This is a genomic window from Streptomyces spongiae, from assembly GCF_009377185.1.
In the GTDB taxonomy this organism is placed as follows: Bacteria; Actinomycetota; Actinomycetes; order Streptomycetales; family Streptomycetaceae; genus Streptomyces; species Streptomyces spongiae.
Map to the genome: position 1 here is coordinate 21,008 of NZ_VJZC01000025.1, position 23,272 is coordinate 44,279.

Here is a 23,272-nt window from a genome sequence, read left to right on the forward strand (position 1 = left end):
GCGAACGGCCACCGGTTGACGACACCGCCCGCTTTCGCAGGTAAGGTAGACCTAACCGGACAGCTGTCCGCTCACAGAAACGTAACGGACAACTGTCCGGTTAAGCAAGGACGGGATCCGGCCACGAGCCCGTGAGGAGGACGAGTGCGGCAGAAGAAGGACGCACCCCTGCGCTCGGACGCGCAGCGCAATCGCGAGCGCATCCTGGAGGTCGCGCTGGGCGAGCTCACGCTCTGCGCCGACGCCCCGCTGAGCGCGATCGCCAAGAAGGCGGGCGTCGGGCAGGGCACGTTCTACCGGAACTTCCCCAATCGCGAGGCGCTCGTCCTCGAGATCTACCGTCACGAGATGCGGCAGGTCGCCGACAGCGCGGCCCAGTTGCTGACGACCCGGGAGCCCGACCGGGCGCTGCGCGAGTGGATGGACCACCTCGCCCGGTTCGCCATGACCAAGGCCGGCCTGGCGGACGCGATCCGCCAGGCCACCAGCACACCGGGAAGCCCGGGGAAACCAGGACACACCCAGTTGATCTCCGCGGCCGAGCTCCTGCTCCGCGCCGCCGAGGAGGCCGGCACCATCCGCCCGGGAGTGACGGCGGACGACTTCCTCCTCGCCATCGCCGGACTCTGGCAGATCGACCCCCACCTGGACTGGCAGACGCGCACCACCCGACTGCTGGACCTCGTCATGGACGGCCTGCGCGCGGGAGCGCCCGGACGCTGAACGCCTCCCGCCCCGGCCGTGCCCCACACGGCCCCCGTCTGCTCAGACGCCACATCAAGGACAACTGGTGCGTGCACAACGGTTGTCCGGATCGGCACGACGCGGCTTAAATACTGGGCAAAGCATCCGAGGAATGCGCTTTCCCGCACCACGTAATGCCGGCCGACCCATGAGGGTGTCCAGCCGACGAGGGGTGTCCAGCGATGACCAGAACGCACCGTCTGCAAGCAAGAATCGCCCTCAGCACGTTATCCCTGATGCTCACCACCAGCGCCTGCGTCTCGGGCTCCGGTTCCCAGGATTCGTCCGATGACCCCATCGTGATCGGCGTCTCCCTACCACTGACCGGTGACTTCTCCGAACCCGGCAAGGGCGTCGAACGGGGCTACAAGGCCTGGGCGAAGATCGTCAACGACAAGGGCGGACTCCTCGGCCGCAAGGTCGAGTTGAAGATCCTCGACGACCAGTCCAACGCCGACCGCGTCGTCTCCGACTACGAGCAACTGATCGGCAGGGACGAGGTCGACCTCGTCTTCGGCCCCTTCTCCACCCGGCTGGTCGTCCCCTCCGCGCGCGTCGTCGAGGAGTACGGAATGCTCTTCGTGGAGCCCGCGGGAGCGGCACCGGAGGTCTTCACCCAGGGCTTCGAGAACCTCTTCTACGCGGCTCCGGCCGTCGCCGACGACCACTACAACCACCTGGCCGAGTACATCCTCGCCATGCCGGAGAGCGAGCGCCCCAAGACCGTCGCGTACGCCGCCATGGACGACCCCTTCGCCCAGGGAACCGCGTACGGGCTGAAGGAGAGACTTCAGAAGGCAGGCATCAGGACCGTCACCGACGAGGTCTACCCGCCCAACACCACCGACTTCGGAAACATCGCCGCCAAGATCGCCGACTCCAAGGCCGACATGGTGGTGGGCGGCACCCAGTACCAGGACGGCGTCAACCTGATCGTCGCCCTCCAACAGCTGGACTACCAGCCGAAGATGGCCGCCTTCTCGACCGCACCGACCGAGCCGGAGTTCGCCAAGGCCATCGGCAACAAGACCGAGGGGATCCTCGCGCCCACCGGGTACACGCAGAAGGCGGACTACCCGAGCAACAAGGAGTTCGTCGAGAAGTACACCAAGCAGTATGGAAAGGCTCCCGAGGAGGACGAGGCCAACGCCTACACCACGGGCCAGGTCGTCGCCGCCGCCGTCGAGGCGGCCGAGTGCGCCTCCCAGGACCCGGACTGCCAGGACAAGTTGGTGAAGTGGCTGCGCGGCAACACGGTGGACACCGTCGTCGGCCCCCTGAAGTGGGACGACAAGGGCCGCCCGCAGAGCGCGCACATGATCCAGCAGTGGGTGGACGGCGAGATACAGATCGTGCTCCCCGACGCACAGAAGGAAGCCGATCTGGTCTATCCGAAGCCGAAGTGGTGAGCCTGACGTGCCCTCTTTGAGCCTCGTCTTCCAGAGCGTCGTCCTCGGTGTGCTGTTGGGTGGGCTCTACGCCCTCCTGGCGGCGGGCCTCACCCTCTACTTCGGCGTCATGCGCGTCGTGATGATCGCCCACTCCGCCTTCCTGATCCTCGCCGCCTACCTCGCCTGGTACGCCCACCGGGAGACCGGCATCGACCCGCTGCTCACCCTCGTCGTCACCGTCCCGCTGTTCTTCGCCGCCGGGGTCGCCATACAGCGGCTGCTCCTCACCCGCCTGCGCCCGGCGACGCTCACCATGATGTCGGTGCTGCTCACCTTCTCGGTGGCGCTGGTCATCGAGGGGCTGCTCGGGTACGCGTTCAGCGGCACCCAGCGCCGCATCCGCCTCGGCTACAGCTCGGCGAGCATCGAGTTCTTCGGGGCGCGCGTCGCGGTGGTCAAGCTGATCGCCTTCGGCATGGCGGCGCTCGCCCTGCTCGGGCTCTACGTCCTCATGAAGCACAGCCGGTTCGGCCAGGCGCTGCGGGCCACCATCCAGCACCGCGAGGCCGCCCAACTGCTCGGCATCGACACCGACCGGATCGCCGGGTACGGCTTCGGGCTCGGCCTCGCCACGGCGGCCGTCGGCGGCACGGCACTGTCCCTCGACACCACCATCTACCCGTCACTGCACTGGCACTGGATCGGACCGCTGATGGCCATCATCGTCGTCGGGGGCCTAGGCAGTGTGCCGGGGGCCGCCATCGCCGCCATGACCCTGGGCATGCTGCAGAGCCTGCTGCAACTGGAGCTGTCCACCACATGGGCGCAGACCGTGTTCTACGTCGCGCTCTTCGCCACCCTGGCGGTCCGGCCGCAGGGATTCTTCGGGGGGCGGCTTGCGCAGAGGTTCTGAACTCCCGTCCCGCACACATGGGTTACTGCACCTCGGCGCCCTGCTGGCCGCCGTCGCCGTCGCCCTCTCCTTCCCGTCCATGGCGCCCAGCCCGTACGAGATCACCGTGGGCATCGCCATCCTCAACTACGCGGTGCTGTCCACCTCCTGGAACTTCGTCGGCGGCTTCACCGGCTACATCTCCCTCGGGCACGGGGCGTTCGCCGGTCTCGGCGCCTACGGGACGGGGCTGCTGACCGCCAAGGCCGAACTCCCGCCGTTCGTCGCGCTGTTCGTGGCAGCGGCCCTGGTGGCGGTGCTCGCCGTCCCCGTCGGCTACGCCGCCCTGCGGGTGCGCGGAGCCTCCTTCGTGATCGTGTCCATCGCCCTCGTCCTCATCATGCTGCTGGTGTTCCAGAGCTGGGCCTCCCTCACCGGCGGCTCCCGGGGGCTGGTCGTCCCACGGCCCTTCCCGGGCATGCTGCGGGCCGAGCACCACCGGACCTTCTACTTCCTCTTCCTGGCGCTGCTCGCGACGGCCCTGCTGTCCTGGTGGGTCATCGACCGTTCGCGGTTCGGCATGGGGCTGAAGGCGATCCGTGAGGACGAGGACAAGGCCCAGTCCCTCGGCACACCCACGTACACGTACAAGCTGGTGGTCTTCGTCGTGTCCGCCGCCTTCACCGCGCTGGCCGGCGGGCTGTACGCGCTCTGGTTCGGCGACCTCGACCCCGTCTTCCAGTTCTCCATCCTCAGCGGCGCGTACATGGTGCTGATGGCCCTGCTCGGAGGCGTACGCCATCTGTACGGGCCGCTGCTCGGGGCCGTGGCCGTCGGGTACGCGCTGGAGTACGCCAAGGTCGAGTACGGGGACACTCCGCTGCACCTGGTCGTGGCGGGCCTGCTCCTGTTCGTCGTCGTGATGTTCATGCCGGACGGGGTCATCCCGGCCGCCGGCGCCCTGCTCGCCCGGTTCCGGCGGACCGGCGAGACGTCCATCCGGGAGGTGACCGCCGCCGAACTGCGGGGGCGGCGCGAGCAGGACGACGGAACGGAGGTGAGAGGCAGTGAGCGCACCACAAGAGGCGCCTGAGCCCGAGCGGGAGCCCGAGCCTAGCCTGGCGACCGCCGGGCTCACCAAGTCCTTCGGCGGGGTCACCGCGCTCGACTCCGCCACCGTGGCCTTCCACCACGGCAAGGTCAACGCCCTGATCGGCCCCAACGGTTCGGGCAAGACGACCTTCTTCAACTGCGTCACGGGGATGATCCGTCCGGACGCGGGCCGCGTCACCTACCGCGGGCGCGACCTCACCGGCAGTCCCCCGCACCGGATCGCCCGCGCCGGCGTCGGCCGCTCCTTCCAGCTCTGCCGTGTCTTCCCCCGGATGACCGTGCTGGAGAACCTCCTCGCCGCCGTGCGCCCCGGTTCTCTCGCCGGACAGCTCGCCCGCGCGGGCGGGCGGGCGGAGACCGAGCGGGCCCGCGGTTGGCTGACCCGCATGGGCATCGAGCACCTGGAGCGGGCCGAGGCCCGCCAACTCTCATGGGGCCAGCAGAAGTTGCTGGAGCTCGCGGGTGTGCTGATGAGCGAGCCGGAGCTGATCCTGCTGGACGAACCGGCGGGCGGCGTCAACCCGGCCCTGATCGACCGCATCTGCGACCTTGTCCGCGAACTCAACGCCGAGGGGCGGACGTTCCTGATCGTCGAGCACAACATGGACATGGTCATGAGCCTCAGCGACCACGTCGTCGTGTTCGACCGCGGCCGGCCGATCGCACAGGGCCCGCCCTCGGTGATCCAGTCCGACGAACGAGTCCTCGGGGCATATCTTGGCGTCTGACTCTGACACACGCTCTCACTCCTACGCTGACGTCCTTCTGGAACTCGACGACATCCGCGCCGGATACGGCCGGGCGGCCCTCGTCCTGCGGGGGCTGACGGTCCGGGTGCCCGCCGGGGCCATCGTCTGCCTGGTCGGGCCCAACGGCGCGGGCAAGTCCACGGTCCTGAAAGTCGCCAGCGGACTCCTCACCCCACGCTCCGGCCGGATCCTCGTCGACGGCGAGGACGTCACCGGCCGTGGACCACAGCGGATGCTGGCCGCCGGAGTGGCCCATGTCCTCCAGGGCCACAGCGTCTTCCGGGAGATGACGGTCGCCGAGAACGTCCTGCTCGGCGGCTACTCCCTGCGGGACAAGGCGACCGTCGCCGAGCGGGTCGCGTTCGTACGGGACCTCTTCCCGGTCGTGGCCGAGCGGTGGACGGACCTCGCCGGGCTGCTCTCCGGCGGCCAGCAGAAGCAGGTGGAGTTCGCGCGGTCGTTGATGGTCAGCCCTCGGGTGGTGCTGCTCGACGAGCCGTCCATGGGCCTCGACCCCAAGGCGACCGGTGTGGTCTTCGAACAGATCGTGCGCATGCGGGACGCGGGAACCGCCGTACTCCTGGTCGAGCAGAACGCACGCCGCGCCCTGGAAACCGCCGACACCGGCTGCGTCCTGGACCTCGGCCGCGTCCATGTCTCCGGCCCGGCAGGAGAACTGCTGGCGGACCCCCAGCTGGGCGAGCTGTATCTAGGGGGCCGGGCGCGCCCCTAAAGGGGCGCGGGGAACTGCGCGACAAGCCACAACGAACCCTCACCCAACCACCAACAGAAACCCGGCAGACGAGGTGGCATGTTGACACGCCCCAGAAGACACACAGCCACAGCTCTGGCAGCAGCCGTCCTGACCACCCTGACGATGGCCCCCGCAGAAGCCCGGAGCCACCACGACCCCGTACACCCCTCACTGCGAAAGCACCTCGCGGCCTACTACGACTTCGAGCACCCCACACACGCCAACCCCGCCAAGGAGCAGGACCGCGGCTTCTCCGGCACCGACATCGACCTCGTGAACGGCGGAGCCGACATGCGGACGAGGGACGGCGCCCACCAGGGCAGCCGGACCTCGCTCCAGGTGCGCCAGGTGAACCCGGGGACGGCGGGCAACGACGACTGGAAGGCGGGCGTCTTCGGACCGTCCGGCGTTCCGACGCTCAGGGCCTTCAACGCGGTCGAGGGCGTCACCGTCATGGGCTGGTTCAAGGCGACCGGCCCGAATCCGGCTCTCAACAGCAACACGGCCGCCCCGGACGACCGTTTCGGCGCCGTCGGCCTGGCCGGGGTGCTGTCGGGGAACTCCGACGGCCACGCGGTACGGGCCCTGCTGGAGATCATCGAGGTGAACGGCGAGCTGCGGCTGGTCGCCCTCGGCCGGCGCGTCGACGGGGCCGCCTCGCAGACCTTCGCCGCGTCCCAGGACTGGCGGACCCTGCTGCCGGACGGCGAGTGGGTCTTCCTCGCGGCCACCTTCGACTTCGACACCGGAGCCATGGCCCTGTACCGCGACGGGCGGCGACTGGACGGCTTCTACACGGTCACCGGCGATCCCTGGGACCTCTCGGGACCGGGCCCGCACCGGTCCTCGCCAACCGACCCCCGAGGCATCAAGATCGGCGGCAGCTTCCCGCAGAACACCCTGGAGCGCAATCCCTGCGACTGCCGCATGGACAGCCTGATGTTCCTGAACACCGTGCTCGACGGGAAACGCATACAGGCCCAGTACCGGCTGGCGACCAGGCGCTGACGACCCACCGACCTTCCACGTCACGAAGGAGTGACACCCATGCGCGCATCTCCCCGTATGAGACCGAGAGCCCTCCTACTGACTCCCCTCGTCGTCCTCGCCCTGGTGTTGTCGGCCCTCGTGGCCCTGCCCGGCGCGGCGTACGCGGCCGCCGACCCCGTCACCGACCCCATCCCCGAGCGGCCCGCCGCCTCCGGCATCGGGCTGACCGTCAAGGAGTACGCAGCCTTCCCGAAGACCGAGGCACCACCCGGCCCGGTCACCGACCCACGGCTCAGACGACACGCCCGCATCAACTACCTCAGCGAACTGCCCGACCGGTCCGGCCGGATGGCCGTCCCCGACCTCAACGGCAAGCTGTACCTGGTGAAGGACGGCACCCCGAACGTCTACCTCGACGTCGCCGCCACCTTCGGCCCGCGGTTCTTCGCCAGCCGGGGCCTCGGCCAGGGCTTCGGGTTCGTCACCTTCGACCCCGGCTTCAAGCACAACGGCCGTTTCTACACCGTCCACACCGAACTGGCCTCCGCCACCACCGCCGTACCCGACTTCCGGCAGGCCGCCACGACGAACTACCACGGCGTCATCACCGAGTGGACCGCCGACGACCCCTCGGCCGACACCTTCCAGGGCACCCGCCGGGAGATCCTGCGGATCGGTTTCTCGGGCGTGATCCACGGCATCCAGCAGATCGACTTCAACCCCACGGCCAAGCCGCACGGCCGCGAAAGCGGGCTGCTCTACGTGGCCGTCGGCGACGGCGGCCAGGGCGTGCGGAACAGCGAGCCGCAGAGCCTCTCCCTCCCGCACGGCAAGATCCTGCGCATCGACCCGCGCGGCACCGACAGCGCCAACGGCAAGTACGGCATCCCGGCCGGCAACCCGTTCACCGGCACCCCCGGCGCGCTGGGCGAGATCTACGCGTACGGCATGCGCGACCCGCACCGCTTCAGCTGGGACCCGGGCGGCAGCCATCGCATGTACCTCGGTCACATCGGCCAGCACGCCGTCGAGTCCGTGTACGAGGTGCGGGCGGGCGACAACTTCGGCTGGAGCGAGCGCGAAGCCGCCTTCGTCTTCGACAAGACGGCCACGGACCCCTGCGCCCAGATCCTGCCGCTCCCCGAGGACGACGAGAAGTACGGCTACACCTACCCCGTCGCCGCCTACGACCACGATCCGCCCGCCGACTGGAACTGCACCTCGGACGTGGGCCGGGCCGTCGTCGGCGGCTTCGTCTACCGCGGCCGTGACCTGCCCGAGCTGCGCGGCAAGTACGTCTTCGGGGACCTGGTCGACGGCCGTCTGCTCTTCTCCGACACCAGAGACATGCGGCGCGGCAGCGGGAAACTCGCCCAGCTGTACGACCTCATGTTGTACGACGAGGGCGGCAAGCGCGTCACCATGGCGGACCTGGCCGGGGACACCCGGGTGGACCTGCGCTTCGGGCGGGACGCCGACGGCGAGCTGTATCTGCTGTCCAAGGCCAACGGGAAGATCTGGAAGGTCACCGGCACCCGGAAGTTCGCCTCCTGCGACACCGACGGCTCCCGGCTCACCCGCGTCATGGACGGTGCGAACTGGGCCCCCGTCACCCCGTCCAAGTGGCGCTTCCCGGGCCGTGAGGCCGTCCTCGCCGAGGCCGGCGTCCAGCGCCCGGGCCCGCGCCGTCCGTTCGAGTACGCGGTGCTGACCGCCGGCCGGGAGTACGGCGACGTGCGGATCGATGCCGAGGTCCGGCTCGACACCCCGGTCGAGATCACCAACCGGGACGTGATCATCGTCTTCGACTACCAGTCGGACACGAGGTTCTCCTACGTCCATCTGTCCTCGGACAACACCATCTACCCGCACAACGGCGTCTTCGTCGTCAACGACGCCGACCGGGTGCGGATCGAGGACCAGTGGAACGGCACGACGGGCGCGCCGCCGGCCATCACCGACACCGCCTGGCACAAGGTGCGGGTGGTGCGCTGCGCGAGCAACGGCGAGATCGCGGTCTACGTCGACGGCTCGAAGCGTCCGCTGATGACCGCCGTCGACACCACGCTCGCCTCCGGCAGGGTGGGCTTCGGGTCGTTCGACAACACCGGACGTCTGCGGAACCTGAAGGTCTCATTCCCGAAAGGCCACCTGGGTGACGGGAAATAACATATCGATGTAACACGCAACGAAGATGATTCGTCGAATGCCTCTTTGTGCTTCTGTGCGCCCCCACGGATAACGGATCCCGGGAGCCGAAAGCGGTTGGACTGGGCAGGACAAGACTCAAGCACCAAGCCTGTGGAACGTTCACCGTTTTACGTGTGTCGACTGAGGCAGGTGGTATTCGATGAGCGGCACCGTGCCCAAAGCACCGGAGCGTCATTGGTCGGTGGGTACTGCGCCAGGCATATTCCCATTCCTCGGCCACGGTATCGCGTTGTTCCGGCAACCACTGGATTTTGTGAATTCTCTGCCCGCTCACGGGGACCTGGTGGAGATACGCCTGGGCCCCCGGCGGGCATGGGTGGTCTGCCATCCGGAGCTCGTCCAGCGGATGCTCAGGGACACGCGTACCTTCGACAAGGGCGGCCCGCTCTACGAAAGGCTCGGCGCGCTGATGGGCGACGGCATCGTCACCTGTCCCGACGCGGAGCACCGGCGGCAGCGCCGGCTGCTCCAGCCGGCTTTCCGCCCCGCCCGCGTGGCCGAGCACACGGAACTCATGGCCGAGGAAGCCGAGTCGCTGTGCCACGGGTGGCGGGCCGGGCAGCGGGTCGGCGTCAGCGCCGACATGCTGGGCCTGACGACACGGGTGATCAGCCGAGTGCTGTTCAGCGACTCGCTCGACGCCGGGACGACGGCCGCGGAGATCAGGAGCTGTCTGGCCACCGTGGTCCGCGGCCTGTTCGTCCGCACGGCCGTACCGGTCGACGCCCTGTTCCGTGTTCCCACACCCGCCAACCGCCGTTACCGGCACGCGGTCGATCGCGTGCACGCGATCGTGGACGCGGCCATCGCCGAGCGGCGCCGGGGAGTTCCCCGCGACGACCTCCTGGGGACCCTGCTGGAGGCCGCGCGTGGCGACAACGGTGAAGCGGCGGTCACCGACCGGGAAGTCCACGACCAACTGGTCTCGCTCCTGCTGACCGGAGCCGAGAGCCCCGCCCTGTGTCTGGCCTCCGCGCTCGGTCTCCTGGCCGTGCATCCGGAGGCGGAGCGCCGGCTGCACGCCGAGGTCGACACCGTTCTCGACGGACGGCGGCGGCTGGTCCCGTCCGATCTGCCGCGGCTCGTCTACACGCGAAGCGTCGTCACCGAGACGCTGCGCCACCGCCCGCCCGGCTGGCTCTTCACTCGCGTGACCACCCGGGAGACGGACTTCGCCGGGTGCCGCCTTCCTCGCGGAAGCACCGTTCTGTACAGCCCCTATCTCCTGCACCACGATCCGACGTCGTTCCCCGACCCCGACCGGTTCCTCCCCGACCGCTGGCTACCGAGGCAGGACTCCCCCGCCCGGCGCGACGCGATGATCCCGTTCGCCGCGGGCAGCCGCAAATGCGTCGGCGACACGTTCGCCATGGCGGAGACCACGGTGGCCCTCGCCACCATCGCCGCCCACTGGCGCCTGCGCCATCCGCCCGGCCCCGTCGAACCACCGCGCCCCGGGGCGACGCTGGGACCGCGGTCGCTGGTGATGACCTGCGAACCGCGTGCAAGTGAACCGGCCGGCGCACCGCCCCGTGCCCACGCCCCACGGGCAACTGCGACACCCCGAGCAGCGGACTCCCGATCGGCAGGTGACAACGGTGTCGACGACACATGAGGAAACAGAGGTCGTCCCGCAGGACCGATGCACGGCTGACGACTTGAAGGAACTGATCGACGCCCACCTCCACATGCCCTTCCCCTTCCAGAGCAACCGTCACGAATCCGAGGCGGCGGCAGGCGTCGCCACCTGGCTGCGCAGGTGGGGGCTGACCGATGATCCGGCGGTGGCGGCGATGATCGCCGCCACCCGCCCCGCCGAACTCGCGTCCTACAACAGCCCGGCCATGGACGGTGACGTCCTTCAGATCGTGGCCAATCAGATCGCCTACCAGTTCGTCTTCGACGACCGGGCGGAGGAGGTCGGCCGGCGGTGGCCGGGCCGGCTCCTGCCCATGCTGTGCGAGAGCGTCGGCATCCTGCTGGATGACCAACCGCCCAACAGCGCCCTCGGGGCAGCCCTGGCCGACCTGCACCGGCAGGTCCGGGAACGCTGCACCCCCGGACAGGCCGCGCGGTGGGCCTGGAACAGCCGCGAGTACGTGCACGGCCTGATGTACGAGGCGGTCGCCCAGACACAGCCCTTCCCGCTACGGCTCGGGGTGTGCGGCTCCATACGTTCGCTCACCGCCGGCGTCGAACCCTTCCACCCGCTGTGCGAGGCCGCGCAGCCGTGCGAACTGGCACCCGAGGAGCTCCACCACCCCGTCGTACGGCGGCTGGCGCGGCTGTCGGCCGACGCGGCGGTGTGGATACCCGACCTGTACTCCGCGGTGAAGGAGCAGCAGGCGGGCGAACTGATCAATCTGGCGCTCGCCTACCAGCGCGCGCACCGCTGCTCCCTGCCGGTGGCCGTCAAGCTGGCGATCCGGCGGATCAACAACACGATCCGCGAGTTCGAGGAGCTCTACGACGGGGTCAGGCCGGAGTTGAGCCCGTCCGGCATCGGCTACGTGGACGGCATGGCCGGCTGGATCCGCGGGTGTTACCACTGGTCCCGCACGGTGCCGCGCTACGCGGAGGCCGGCGCGGTGCCCGCCCCCTGAGGCCCTGCGAAGGGTGAAGCTGGCGCAGCTTACCCGGGCATACAACAGTCAAACCGCTCAAGCTAATGATTCGCCCTTCCCTGTGCTCTCATTCCTCAATACGACCAGCGACACTCCACAGGGGCGTACTCTCTGCGCTGTCTTCCGAGGGGCAACGACAGGAAGCGGTACGGCAATGGCGCCTGAGCTGCGGCAACCGATCACCGAGCACCGTCCGCTGCTCGAGCGCCGGCGGGAACTCCGCGCGCTCGACGACGCGTTGGCGGGGCTCAGCGACGCGGTCGGAGGCGTGCCGCGAGCGCGGCACGCCGGACTGCTCGCCTTCACCGGTGCGGCCGGGCTGGGGAAGACGACCCTCATGGCGGAGGCACGTGCCCGGGCCCTGGCACACGGATTCACGGTGCTCTCCGGTAAGGGCGGCGAGAAGGAGCAGGAGCTGGCCTTCCGCGTGGTGCGCCAGCTCGTGCAGCCCGCCCTGGCGGCGATGGACGAGACGGGGCGCCGGGACCTGCTGGGAAGTTGGTACGACATCGTCGCCGCCGCGCTCGGCCTCGAGGCGACCGGTGCCGCCCAGGTACCGGATCCGACCGGGGTGCGCGACGGCCTCGACTGGGTCGTCACACGGCTCACGGTGATGAAGGCGCCCGTCGTCCTGCTGCTGGACGACATGCACTGGGCCGACGTCGAGTCCCTCAACTGGCTCGCCTCCTTCGCACCACGGGCCGAGGACCTTCCGCTGCTGATCGTGGTCGCCTACCGGCCCGACGAACTCCCGCCCGAGGCGCCCGCCTTCCGCGCACTCGCGGAACGCCACGAGAACCGTCCGCACGTCCTGACGCCGCTCTCCGCCGACGGCGTCGCCCGGATCGTCAGGAGCGAGGTGGGTGAGGGAGCCGAGGGCGCGTTCTGCGAGGAGTGCTGGACGGTCACCGCCGGAAGCCCGTTCGAGGCCGTGGAACTGGCCATCCGGCTCGGTGAACGCGGCCTGGCGGGCACCCCGGACGAGCTGCCCGTGATGCGGGACCTCGCCTCGGCCATCAAGGGGCCCGGGTTGTTGGAACGACTGCACCGGCTCGACACGGCCACCCTCCGCTTCGCGTGGACCGCCGCCGTCCTGGGCACGTCCATCTCACCGGAGCTCGCCGCCACGATCGCGGTGGTCGGCAGCGAGGAAGCGGCCCGGGCCACCGAGAAGCTGCGCGCGGCGCGGATCCTGGCGGACGCCCCCGGGCCGGGCGGCAGCCTGGAGTTCGTCCACCCGACGATCGCCACCACGGTCTACCAGGACATCCCCGCGGCCCTGCGGGTCGGTCTGCACAACACGGCGGCGGAGGCCGTCCGCGCGGCGGGGCTCGGCCCCACCGCCGCGGCCCGGCATCTGCTGGAGGTCCCCTGCGACGGCAGGCCCGAAGCGGTCGCATGCCTGCGGGAGGCCGCCCGTGAGTACCTCCGTGCCGGGGCTCCGGAGGCCGCTCGGCGCGTCCTGATCCGAGCGCTGCAGGAGCCGCCCCTTCCGCGGGACCGCGCGGCCCTCCTCCACGAACTCGCGAGCTCGACCTTCCTGATCGAACCCGCGGCCACCGTCAGCCACCTCCGGGCGGCGCTGGCGGAGCGCGGCGTCGACCCCGACCTGCGCGCCTCCATCGTCTACCGGCTCACCCAGGCACTGGCCCACCTGGACCGGGTGGACGAAGCCGCGGCCGTCGCCGACGACGAGGCACAGCAGGCGGCCAATCCGCGCATCAGACTGCGCATGAAGGCCGATCACTTCGTGTGGAGCGCGTTCCGCACCGAGGAGCCCGACCCGTCCGGCCGCTCGCGCCGGCTGGCGCGACTGGCGGAGCGTCTGACCGGCCGTGGTCTGGAGGAACGCTACATCCTGGGTCTGCGGGCCTGGGACGCCATGATGCGCGGAGAGCCGCGGCGGACCGTCCTCGCCTGTGCCGAGAAGGCGCTGGACGGCGGACTGAGCTGGACCGACGAGAACCGGGGCTTCGAGGTGCCCGTTTCGGTCGCCCTGGTCTTCATGTACTGCGACCAGCCGCGAAGGGCCGAGGAGCTCTTCTCCAAGGGCATGGCCGAGTGCCAGGCCAAGGGCTGGCGGGGCTCCCATCTGGCCCTGGGCCAGACCCTGTTCGGCTACATCCGCTACCGGCGCGGCTGTCTGGCCGAGGCGGAGGAACTGGTACGCGAGGGCCTGCGCATCGCCGACCGGGTGGAAGGCGCCGTGCCCGCCCAGTGGTTCGCCATCGGCATCCTCGTCCAGACCCTGCTGGCCCGTGGGCGGACCGCCGAGGCACGCCGGCTCGCCGACTCCTACCGTTACGGCGAGGTGGTCCCGCACGCCGTCATCTACCCCGATCCCCGCACGGTGTACGCCGAACTGCTCCTGGCCGAGGGACAGCACCAGGAGGCCGAGGACCTCCTGTCCGAGGTCGGGGACTGGCTGGAGACGAAGTCGTGGCGCAACCCGACCTGGTGCTCCTGGCAGCTGGACCTGGCTTCCGCTCTGGCCCCCACCGCTCCCGACCGGGCGGTCCGTCTCGCCCGGGACGCCGCCAAGGCCGCCCGGGACTTCGGTGCCGCCTCCGCGATCGGCCAGGCGCTCCACGCCGAGGCCGAGGTGACCGGCGGCCGGGCGGCGCTCGACCTGTACGCGGAGGCCGTCGACCATCTCGAGCGGTCACCCGCCTCGTACGAGCTGGCCCGTGCACTGGTCGGCTACGGCGCGGCGCTGGCCCGCAACGGCCGTGTGCAGGAGGCCGCGGACCGTCTCTACCAGGGCCAGGAAGGCGCCGTCCACTGCGGTGCCGAGGCCCTGGCCTCCCGGGCCAGGGAGGAGCTTTCGGCGGCCGGGCTGCGGCCTCTGCCCCTGCGGTACGCGCAGACGGACACGCTCACCGCGCATGAGCGCAAGGCCGCCGAGATGACGGCCCAGGGGCACCTGGGCACGGTGGTAGCAAAGGAACTGCGCCTCACCGAGCAGGGCGTGACACGGCTGCTGTCCTCCGTCTACCGCAAGATCGGCACCGATGCCACGGGCCTCGCCCGGGCCCTGGAGAGCTTCCCCCGCCCCCGGTCGTGACCCCTACCCGATCTCGATCGGGGACTCATGGCCCGCCACAGAGGTCTTGACGTGGAAATGTCAATGCTGGCTTGATGTGTCATGGGAGCGCTCCCACCTCACGAGGGAAGGGACCACTATGCGCAGCACCCACCATGCGCCATCACGGAACGCCTCCTTACGCGCCATTCCGGTTCTCGGCCTCCTGGCCGCCCTGCTCCTGTCCGTCGGAGGGCCGCTCGCCCCCCGCGCCACCGCCGCGGACACCACCGCGAGGGCCGTGCGCATCATGCCGCTGGGCGATTCGATCACCGGGTCGCCGGGCTGCTGGCGGGCCGTGCTGTGGAACCGGCTGCAGAGCACCGGCTACACGGACATCGACCTTGTCGGCACGCTGAGCCACCAGGGCTGCGGACAGGCGCACGACGGGGACAACGAGGGCCACGGCGGCGAACGGGTCACCGACGTGGCGGACCAGAACCTGCTGCCGGCACGTCTGGCGGCCACGCTTCCGGACATCGTTGTCATGCACTTCGGCACGAACGACGTCTGGAGCGACATCGCACCCGACCGCATCCTCGCCGCCTACTCCAGGCTCGTGGAGCAGATGCGGGCCTCCAACCCGGACATGAAGATCCTGGTCGCGCGGCTCATCCCCATGAACCCGGGCAGCTGCACGGCCTGCGCCCAGCGTGTCGTCGACTTCAACGCGCGGATCCCCGACTGGGCCGGCGCCACGAGCACCGACCGCTCCCCCGTGGCGGTGGTCGACCAGTGGACGGGCTTCAGCACCGCCACGGACACGTACGACGGCGTCCACCCCAATGCCTCCGGCGACGACAAGATCGCTGCTCGCTGGTATCCGGCCCTGACCGCGCTCCTCGACGGGGGCACGCCAGGGGATCCCGGCGATCCCGGTGACCCGGGCGGCGGTCAGCCCTCCTGCTCCGCGTCGTTCCGGGCCCCTTCCGTCTGGCAGGGCGGCTACCAGGGCGAGGTGACGGTGACCAACACCTCCGCCTCCCCCGTCGCGGGCTGGACCGTGACCGTCGTACCGGCCGACGGCGCCCGTCTCACCCAGCTCTGGGGCGGCACCCTCACCACGGCCGCCGACGGCACGGCGACCGTCACGAACGCGACATGGAACGGCACCCTCGCCCCCGGTGCGAGCACCACGTTCGGCTTCATCGCCAGTACCCCGGCAACGGCAGGCACCCCGTCGGCGACTGTCAATTGCACGGCGCGCGCCGCGTCATCCTGACGCACCGTCACCCCATCTCATCTTTCGGAGCCGCCATGAGATCCCGCACCCGCACCTCCCCACGAGTGGCCGCCGTCGTGGCCGTCCTCCTGGGCCTCCTCGTCCCCTTACTTTCCTTCGCCGCGCCTGCCCAGGCGGCGGCCACCGGCTTCCGCATCCAGAACGGCCGGCTGCTGGAGGCGAACGGGAACGACTTCGTGATGCGTGGTGTCAACCACGCCCACACCTGGTATCCGGGCGAAACGCAGTCGCTGGCCGACGTCAAGGCGTTGGGGGCCAACACCGTCCGCGTCGTCCTCTCCGACGGCCACCGCTGGACCAAGAACAGCGCCCAGGACGTGGCGGGCGTCATCACCCAGTGCAAGGCCAACCGGCTCATCTGCGTACTGGAGGTGCACGACACCACCGGTTACGGCGAGGAGGCCGCGGCCGGGACCCTCGACCACGCGGCCGACTACTGGATCGGTCTGAAGGAGGTCCTGACCGGCCAGGAGAACCACGTCATCATCAACATCGGCAACGAGCCCTGGGGCAACACCAACCCCGCCGGCTGGACCGATCCCACGATCGCGGCCGTCAAGAAGCTGCGCGACGCCGGATTCGCGCACACCATCATGGTGGACGCGCCCAACTGGGGCCAGGACTGGCAGGGCGTCATGCGCGCCAACGCCCAGTCCGTCTACGACGCCGACCCCACCGGCAACCTGATCTTCTCGATCCACATGTACAGCGTGTATGACACCGCCCAGGAGATCACCGACTACCTGAACGCCTTCGTCGCCGCCGAACTGCCCATCCTCATCGGTGAGTTCGGAGGACCGCCCGACCAGTGGGGCGACCCGGACGAGGACACCATGATGGCCGCCGCCCAGCAACTGAAGCTCGGCTACCTGGCCTGGTCCTGGAGCGGCAACACCGACCCGATCCTCGACCTGGCGACCGACTTCGACCCCACACGGCTCAGCTCATGGGGCCAGCGTGTCTTCAATGGCGCCAACGGCATCGCCGCCACCTCGAAGGAAGCCACCGTCTACTCCTCCGGAGGAGGCGACACCACTCCCCCGACCGCCCCCGGAACGCCGACCGCCTCCGCGGTGACCTCCTCGTCCGTCCGGCTGACGTGGGCCGCCGCCACCGACACAACCGGTGTCACGGGCTATGACGTCGTCCGCGTCAGCGGCGCGAACGAGACCGCCGCCACCAGCACGGCGACCCCCTCCGCCACAGTCACCGGCCTCGCGCCGTCCACCTCGTACACCTTCGCCGTCTACGCCCGCGACGCCGCCGGCAACCGCTCACCGCGCTCCGGCACGGTGACGGTCACCACCTCGTCCGGCGGATCGTCGGCCGCCTGCGGCGTCGGCTACCGGGTGACGAACGAGTGGCCGGGCGGATTCCAGGGCGAGATCGTCATCCGCAACACCGGCAGCACGGCGATCAACGGCTGGACGCTCCGCTGGACCTTCCCCGACAGCCAGCGCGTCACCAACCTGTGGGGCGGCACCGCGACGCAGAGCGGCGCCGAGGTCAGCGTCGCCTCCGCGTCCTACACCGCGACGATCCCCGCGGCGGGCTCGGTCACCCTCGGCTTCACGGCCACCCGCTCGACCGCCAACCCCAACCCCGGCGCCTTCACCCTCAACGGCTCGGCCTGCGCGCTGACCTGACCCCGGCCCCCACCGCCCGAGCGCCCCATTGATCACTCACCGGCGCGGGCATACGTTTCCGTGCATGACGACGTTTCGGATCGGTGTGATGTACGACCGCGACTGGGCTCCGGAGGACCTGCCCGGGTTCGCGCGGGAGGTCGAGGCGCTCGGAGCGGACGACCTCTGGGTGGTCGAGGACCTCGGGTGGCCCGGAGGCCTGTCGGCCGCGTCCGTCGCGCTCGGGGCGACGGAGCGGCTGCGGGTGGGCATCGGGATCATGCCCGCGCCACTGCGGAGTCCGGCGTTGCTGGCGATGGAGGTGGCGACGCTGGCTCGGGTGTTCCCGGGTCGGCTCGTGGCCGGGATCGGGCACGGGGTGCCGGAGTGGATGGCGTCGGTCGGCGTCGCGGCGCGGTCGCCTCTCGCTCTGCTGGAGGAGACGATCAGCTCCGTGCGCGCGCTGCTGCGCGGTGAGCGCGTCGAACTGGACGGGCGGGAAGTGCGCCTGGACGGCATCACGTTGGTGCATCCTCCCGCGGAACCGCCGCCCGTGATCGCGGGTGTGGTGCGGCCCCGCTCGCTGGAGCTGTCCGGGCGGGTCGCGGACGGCACGCTGATCGCCGAGGGGCACGGGCCGCGCGACCTGGAGAGCGCTCGGGCACTGATCGACAAGGGAGGAGCCGCCGCTGACCACGCTCTGACCGCGTTCGCCTTCTGTTGCGTGGGGGACGACGCAGACCAGGTGGCGCGTGCTTTGCGGCCTCAGGTCGAGGGGCAGAGCGCCTGGCTCGGCCGCCCTGCCGAGCAGGTGTTCACCGTCTCCGGCTCAGCGGCGGAGGCCGCCGGACGGGTCCACGAGTTGGCGGAGGCAGGGGCGAACACGGTCGTGCTGCGCATGGCCGGCCCCGAGCCGGTCCGGCAACTGGGGACGGTACTCAAGGCCCTGGGCCGCTAGGCGTAGTGGCCCCAAGGGGTACGTCAGGTCAGTGCGGCGCTCTCCCTGACGTACCCCTTCTCCTTGTCGACCACGTTCCGCAGCGGGCGCCCCTCCCTCCAGCGCCTGAGGTTGTCGAGGAACAGGTCCGCCAGGTCGCCGCGCCAGCCGGTCACCTCGCCCGCCGTGTGCGGGGAGACGATCACGCCGGGCATGTCCCACAACGGTGAGGCGGACGGCAGGGGTTCCCGGTCGAAGACGTCCAGGGCCGCTCCGGCCAGGCGGCCGTCGGCGAGGTGCAGCGCCAGCGCCTCCTCGTCGACGAGGCCGCCCCGCCCCACGTTGACCAGCCGGGCACCGGGCTTCATGGCGGCGAGGACGGAGGCGTCGACCATGCGGAGGGTGGCCGGGGTGAGCGGGGCCGCGAGGACCACGTAGTCCGCCTCGGCCAGGGCCGTGCGCAGGCTCGCGCCCTCGTGCACGGTGCCGAAGTCGGGATCGCCGTCGCGCGCGGTGCGCCCCGCGCCGGCCACCCGCATGCCGACGGCGCGCAGCATGCGCGCGATGGCACGACCGATCGGGCCGGTTCCCCACACCAGCGCCGTACGGCCGCCGATGCGCTCGCTGTCGCGCGGCCGCCACTCGCGACGCCGTTGGTGCTCCCAGCTGCCGGGGAAGTCCTTGGCGAGGGCGAGGACCAGGCCGAGGACGTACTCGGCGATGGCCTGGTCGTAGACGCCGCGCGAGTTGGTCAGCACCACGTCCGGGCTGTCGACCAGGGCGGGGAAGAGGAACGGGTCCACTCCGGCGGCGGCCACGTGGACCCAGCCGGGCGCCAGGGCCGGGTCCTCGGGCCAGGCCGGGGCGACCGCGGACGTGATGGAGTGCCAGCAGAAGACGGCGTCCGCGCCGGGCAGGAGGAGCGGCAGTTCCTCCTCGGTGGCGTACACGGTGTCCGCGAGGCGTTCGATGCTCTCGGCGTTCGGCGGCAGGATGCCGCGGTGCAGGACGACGAGCCGGTCGGCCCCGGACGGATGGCTCATACGGCAGCTCTCCCACGGCGTGCGAGGGGCGGGGGACGTCTCCCACCCTGTGGCGGGCACGGCGGGAGGGTCAACGGCCAGGATGTTCGCCCCGAGCGGGCGGTGTGGACGGTCTGTCCACCGGACGGCGGCCGCGGAACAGACTGTCCATCCGCCGCCTTCGAAGCGAACACGGTGTTCATTGACGGTGGCCGTGGGCTGAACCAGGGTGATGGCCAACCCCGGACCGCCTCACCCGGTCGCTCCGGACACCCCGGTGACTGTCGGTCCGTCCGCGTACAGAGCCGTACGCCTGCCAATGCTTGACGCACGGCCTCCTCCGCTCCGGTCCCCCTGCCGGCGCGCGTCCCCCCGCAGCCCCGCGTCCCCCAGGAGCCTCAAGCATGTCCGTGACCTCGTCCACCACCGGTGGGACCTCGTCCCTCGACGACGCGCCCGTCAGTCCCTTCCACCGCCGGATCATGGCGGTGGCCATGGGCGGCCCGTTCTGTGACGGCTATCTGCTCGGCGTGATGGGTGTCGCCCTCAGCCTCATCACCCCGGCGCTCGCGCTCGACACACTGTGGACCGGCCTCATCGCCGCCTCCGTCCTGGTCGGCGTCTTCGTCGGCGGCGCCGTCTTCGGCCCGATCACCGACCGGGTCGGCCGCCATCTGATGTACGTCCTCAACCTGGCCGCCTTCGTGGTCTTCTCCGCGCTGCAGTTCTTCGTCACCGAGGCCTGGCAGCTCATGGTGCTGCGGCTGCTGATCGGCATAGCGATCGGCGCCGACTACCCCATCGCCTCAGCCCTCACCACCGAGCTGGTGCCCCGGCGGATGCGCGGTCCGGCCCTGTCCGCCCTGGTGCTGGCCTGGTGGGTCGGGTACGGCGTGAGCTACTGGGTGGGCTGGGCGCTGACCGGTCTCGGCCCGGACTCCTGGCGCTGGATGCTGGCCTCCGGTGTAGTGCCGGCACTGGTCTTCCTCGTCTTCCGGGCGGGCATCCCCGAGTCGCCGCGCTGGCTGGCCTCGCGCGGTCGGATCGGCGAGGCGAAGGCCGTCGTACGCAAGCACCTCGGCCAGGACATCGACACGGGCGATCTGCTCACGGAGACCCGGCAGGAACAGCGCGGCGGCTCGGGACTCGGCAACCTCGTCGAGGTCTTCCGGCGCGGCTACACCGTCCCGGTCGTGTTCTGTTCCGTCTTCTGGATCTGTCAGGTCGCGCCCGCCTTCGCGGTCCGCTCCTTCCAGCCGCAGATGCTGTCCGCTTTCGGTGTGGGGGCCACGTACGGCGCCAGCGCGCTGATCACCACCATCGCGGTGGCGGGCATCGCCCTGGGGCTGGTGGTCGTCAACCGGATCGGCCGCCGCTCGCTGCTCATCAGCACCTTCGTGTGCATCAACGTGTCGCTGATCGCGCTGGCCGTGCTGCCGCTGCACTGGGCGTTCGCGGTGGTGGCCCTGTTCGCCGCCTTCCAGTTCTTCGAGGCGGCCGGCAGCGGGCTCCAGTTCGTCTACCCGAGCGAGCTGTTCCCGACCGACCTGCGGGCCACGGGTGTCGGCATCGCCACCGCCATGAGCCGCGTCGGCTCCGCCACCTCCACGTTCCTGCTCCCGATCGCAGCCGAGGACCTGGGTGTGCGCGGCACGCTCGGCGTCGCGGTCGCGATCACCCTGGTGGGACTCGTCGTGTCGTACTTCCTCGCCCCCGAGACCAAGGACCTGGGCCTGGCCGAGGCCAGCAACCGTTCCTGAACCCCCTTCCCCCGCAAGGACCCTCAAGGACCCTCAAGGAGTTCCCTTCATGCGCAAGGTCGTCAGCTTCGACTGCTACCGCACCCTCATCAACTTCGACACCCGCGCCGCCACCCACGAGATCGTCAAGGACCGCCTCGCAGAGGTCGGCGTCGACCCCGACCGGTTCCACCACGACGCGTACGTCATGCGCTTCCAGGGCGTCGTCGACGAGTACCGCCCCTACCGCGAGATCGTCCGCCGCACCCTGCGCAACGTGATGCTGCTGCACGGCCTGGAGTACCGGGACGAGGACGGCGAGGCGCTGATCGAGGCCATCAAGAAGTTCAAGCCGTTCCACGAGGTCCCGGACGCGCTGCGCCGTCTGAAGAGCGCGTACGACATCGCCATCCTCTCCAACAGCGAGGACGACCTCATCCAGTACGCGGTCGACGAACTCGGCGTCGAGTGGGACTACGTGCTGACCGCCGAGCAGGCCGGAGCGTACAAGCCGCTGCCGCAGGCCTTCGAGTACCTGATGAAGGCGACCGGCCGCGGCCCGGAGGACATCATCCACACCGCCCAGGGCTGGGAGTACGACATCATGCCGACCAAGCGGTACGCGGGCATGCGGCGGATCTGGGTGAACCGGTACGGCTTCCCGGGATCGGCCGCCTTCCAGCCGTACGACGAGATCAAGGACCTCTCCGAACTGCCCGGCCTGCTCGGCGTCTGACCACCTCCGCGGACAGTGCGACGGAATCCGGGATTCTGTCGCACTTCGCAGTCGGCACCCCGCCCCACCGCCGCGAAAGGACACTCTCCGTGAGCGCCTCCACGCTCGGCCGGCCCAGCCCGGTCAACGGCCGGATCTCCCACTGGTTCACCGAACTGCCCACCCCCCGCCGGGCGTTGCCCGGCGACCGTGACGCCGACGTGTGCGTCGTGGGTGCCGGGCTGACCGGTCTGTGGACCGCGTACTACCTGAAACGGGCCGATCCCTCGCTGCGGATCACCGTCCTGGAGGCCGAGTTCGCCGGTTTCGGTGCCTCCGGCCGCAACGGCGGCTGGGCATCGGGGCTGGTCCCCGGCGCCCGCGACCGGCTCGCCCGGCAGTACGGCCGGGAGGCCGTCCTCGACCACCAGCGCGCGATGAACGAGGCCGTCGACGAGATCATCACCGTCGCGGAGCGCGAGGGCATCGACGCCGGCATCGTCAAGGGCGGCACCCTGCGGGTGGCCCGCACACCGGCACAGGCCGCCCGGCTGCGCCACAAGACCGAGGCCGACCACGAGTGGGGCGTCACGGAGGCCGTGATGCTCACGCCCGAGGAGGCCGCGGACCGCATTCGCGTCGACGGGATGACGGCGGCGTCCTGGACCCCGCACTGCGCCCGGCTCCAGCCCGCGGCCCTCGTCCGTGGACTCGCCGACACGGTCGAGCGGCTCGGCGTGACCCTCTACGAGAAGTCCCCGGTCACGGCCATCGAGCCGGGCCGGGCGGTCACCGCTCACGGCACCGTGACCGCACCCGTCGTCCTGCGCGCCACGGAGGGCTTCACGGCCTCGCTCAAGGGGTTGCGCCGCACCTGGCTCCCCATGAACAGCTCGATGATCGTCACCGAGCCGCTGTCGAAGGAGGTGTGGGAGGACATCGGCTGGGCGGGCCGGGAGACCCTCGGCGACACCGCCCACGGGCACCTGTACGCGCAGCGCACTTCCGACGACCGGATCGCGATCGGCGGTCGCGGTGTCCCGTACCGCTTCGGCTCGCGCACCGACGACGCGGGACGGGTGGCCGACCGCACGATCAGCGAGCTCACCGAGACCCTGTTCACGGTGCTGCCCCAGACCACCGGCGCCCGTGTCGACCACGCCTGGTGCGGGGTGCTCGCGGTGCCCCGCGACTGGTCGGCGACGGTGGGGCTGGACCGTGCGACGGGGCTCGGCTGGGCCGGTGGTTACGTCGGGCACGGTGTGACCTCGACGAATCTCGCCGCGCGCACTTTGACCGATCTGGTGCTGGGCCGTGAGTCGCGGCTGACCCGGCTGCCGTGGACCGGGCATCGTCCCGGCACCTGGGAGCCGGAGCCGCTGCGGTGGCTCGGGGTGCGGGGGTTGTACGTCGCGTACCGGTTCGCGGACCGGCATGAGGC

General features: G+C 70.5%; 18 protein-coding genes. 17 read left to right on the top strand and 1 reads right to left on the bottom strand.

All coding sequences use genetic code 11. The features are described 5' to 3' along the window. Positions 1 to 144 precede the first annotated feature (144 nt). The 14 genes from FNH08_RS06500 to FNH08_RS06565 all read left to right on the top strand — a co-directional run bounded on the left by FNH08_RS06500 (position 145) and on the right by FNH08_RS06565 (position 18,376). The gene (locus tag FNH08_RS06500) at positions 145 to 723 is read left to right on the top strand and encodes a TetR/AcrR family transcriptional regulator (protein ID WP_322723857.1); all 579 of its coding nucleotides are present in this window, start codon (positions 145 to 147) and stop codon (positions 721 to 723) included. 257 nt (positions 724 to 980) lie between these two features. Then, positions 981 to 2,153, top strand: a complete 1,173-nt coding sequence (locus tag FNH08_RS06505) for an amino acid ABC transporter substrate-binding protein (RefSeq protein WP_228033940.1) — start codon at positions 981 to 983, stop codon at positions 2,151 to 2,153. A gap of 7 nt (positions 2,154 to 2,160) precedes the next feature. Next, positions 2,161 to 3,048, top strand: a complete 888-nt coding sequence (locus FNH08_RS06510; protein ID WP_322723858.1) for a branched-chain amino acid ABC transporter permease — start codon at positions 2,161 to 2,163, stop codon at positions 3,046 to 3,048. Further along, entirely contained in the window at positions 3,032 to 4,120 is a 1,089-nt protein-coding gene (locus tag FNH08_RS06515) for a branched-chain amino acid ABC transporter permease (protein ID WP_228033941.1), read from the top strand. Before FNH08_RS06510 ends, FNH08_RS06515 begins: the two co-directional genes overlap by 17 nt. After that, positions 4,095 to 4,868: an ABC transporter ATP-binding protein gene (locus tag FNH08_RS06520; RefSeq protein WP_322723860.1), complete on the top strand. Its 774-nt coding sequence runs from the start codon at positions 4,095 to 4,097 to the stop codon at positions 4,866 to 4,868. Before FNH08_RS06515 ends, FNH08_RS06520 begins: the two co-directional genes overlap by 26 nt. Beyond that, complete coding sequence (locus tag FNH08_RS06525; protein ID WP_152770280.1) at positions 4,858 to 5,622, top strand: ABC transporter ATP-binding protein; 765 nt, start codon at positions 4,858 to 4,860, stop codon at positions 5,620 to 5,622. The genes FNH08_RS06520 and FNH08_RS06525 overlap by 11 nt, the downstream gene beginning before the upstream one ends. 144 nt (positions 5,623 to 5,766) lie before the next feature. Then, positions 5,767 to 6,651, top strand: a complete 885-nt coding sequence (locus FNH08_RS06530) for a hypothetical protein (RefSeq protein ID WP_228033942.1) — start codon at positions 5,767 to 5,769, stop codon at positions 6,649 to 6,651. Positions 6,652 to 6,690: 39 nt separating this feature from the next. Next, entirely contained in the window at positions 6,691 to 8,802 is a 2,112-nt protein-coding gene (locus FNH08_RS06535; RefSeq protein ID WP_152770282.1) for a PQQ-dependent sugar dehydrogenase, read from the top strand. Between the two features lie 181 nt (positions 8,803 to 8,983). Further along, a complete protein-coding gene (locus FNH08_RS06540) occupies positions 8,984 to 10,459 on the top strand; it encodes a cytochrome P450 (RefSeq protein ID WP_152770283.1) in 1,476 nt (491 codons plus the stop codon). Further along, complete coding sequence (locus FNH08_RS06545; protein WP_322723862.1) at positions 10,443 to 11,447, top strand: (-)-alpha-amorphene synthase; 1,005 nt, start codon at positions 10,443 to 10,445, stop codon at positions 11,445 to 11,447. Before FNH08_RS06540 ends, FNH08_RS06545 begins: the two co-directional genes overlap by 17 nt. A gap of 175 nt (positions 11,448 to 11,622) precedes the next feature. Continuing rightward, positions 11,623 to 14,532 (top strand): ATP-binding protein, encoded by a 2,910-nt coding sequence (locus FNH08_RS06550; protein ID WP_152770284.1) that lies wholly within the window; start codon positions 11,623 to 11,625, stop codon positions 14,530 to 14,532. Between the two features lie 118 nt (positions 14,533 to 14,650). Next, positions 14,651 to 15,772: a GDSL-type esterase/lipase family protein gene (locus FNH08_RS06555; protein WP_152770285.1), complete on the top strand. Its 1,122-nt coding sequence runs from the start codon at positions 14,651 to 14,653 to the stop codon at positions 15,770 to 15,772. Between the two features lie 35 nt (positions 15,773 to 15,807). Continuing rightward, a complete protein-coding gene (locus FNH08_RS06560) occupies positions 15,808 to 17,439 on the top strand; it encodes a cellulase family glycosylhydrolase (RefSeq protein WP_152770286.1) in 1,632 nt (543 codons plus the stop codon). Positions 17,440 to 17,503: 64 nt separating this feature from the next. Next, positions 17,504 to 18,376 (top strand): LLM class flavin-dependent oxidoreductase, encoded by an 873-nt coding sequence (locus FNH08_RS06565; RefSeq protein WP_152770287.1) that lies wholly within the window; start codon positions 17,504 to 17,506, stop codon positions 18,374 to 18,376. A gap of 23 nt (positions 18,377 to 18,399) precedes the next feature. Here the strand turns inward: FNH08_RS06565 and FNH08_RS06570 are convergent, their stop codons facing one another. Next, entirely contained in the window at positions 18,400 to 19,398 is a 999-nt protein-coding gene (locus FNH08_RS06570) for a D-2-hydroxyacid dehydrogenase (RefSeq protein WP_152770288.1), read from the bottom strand. 383 nt (positions 19,399 to 19,781) lie between these two features. On the opposite strand from FNH08_RS06570, the gene FNH08_RS06575 reads away from it, so the two are divergent. The 3 genes from FNH08_RS06575 to FNH08_RS06585 all read left to right on the top strand — a co-directional run. Then, positions 19,782 to 21,137 carry an MFS transporter gene (locus tag FNH08_RS06575; RefSeq protein WP_152770289.1) on the top strand — a complete coding sequence of 452 codons (1,356 nt, stop codon included), beginning with the start codon at positions 19,782 to 19,784 and terminating at the stop codon, positions 21,135 to 21,137. Between the two features lie 49 nt (positions 21,138 to 21,186). Beyond that, the gene (locus FNH08_RS06580; protein WP_152770290.1) at positions 21,187 to 21,852 is read left to right on the top strand and encodes an HAD-IA family hydrolase; all 666 of its coding nucleotides are present in this window, start codon (positions 21,187 to 21,189) and stop codon (positions 21,850 to 21,852) included. Between the two features lie 89 nt (positions 21,853 to 21,941). Next, positions 21,942 to 23,272 (top strand): NAD(P)/FAD-dependent oxidoreductase (locus FNH08_RS06585; protein ID WP_322723865.1); only part of this gene is annotated, 1,331 nt, incomplete at its 3' end.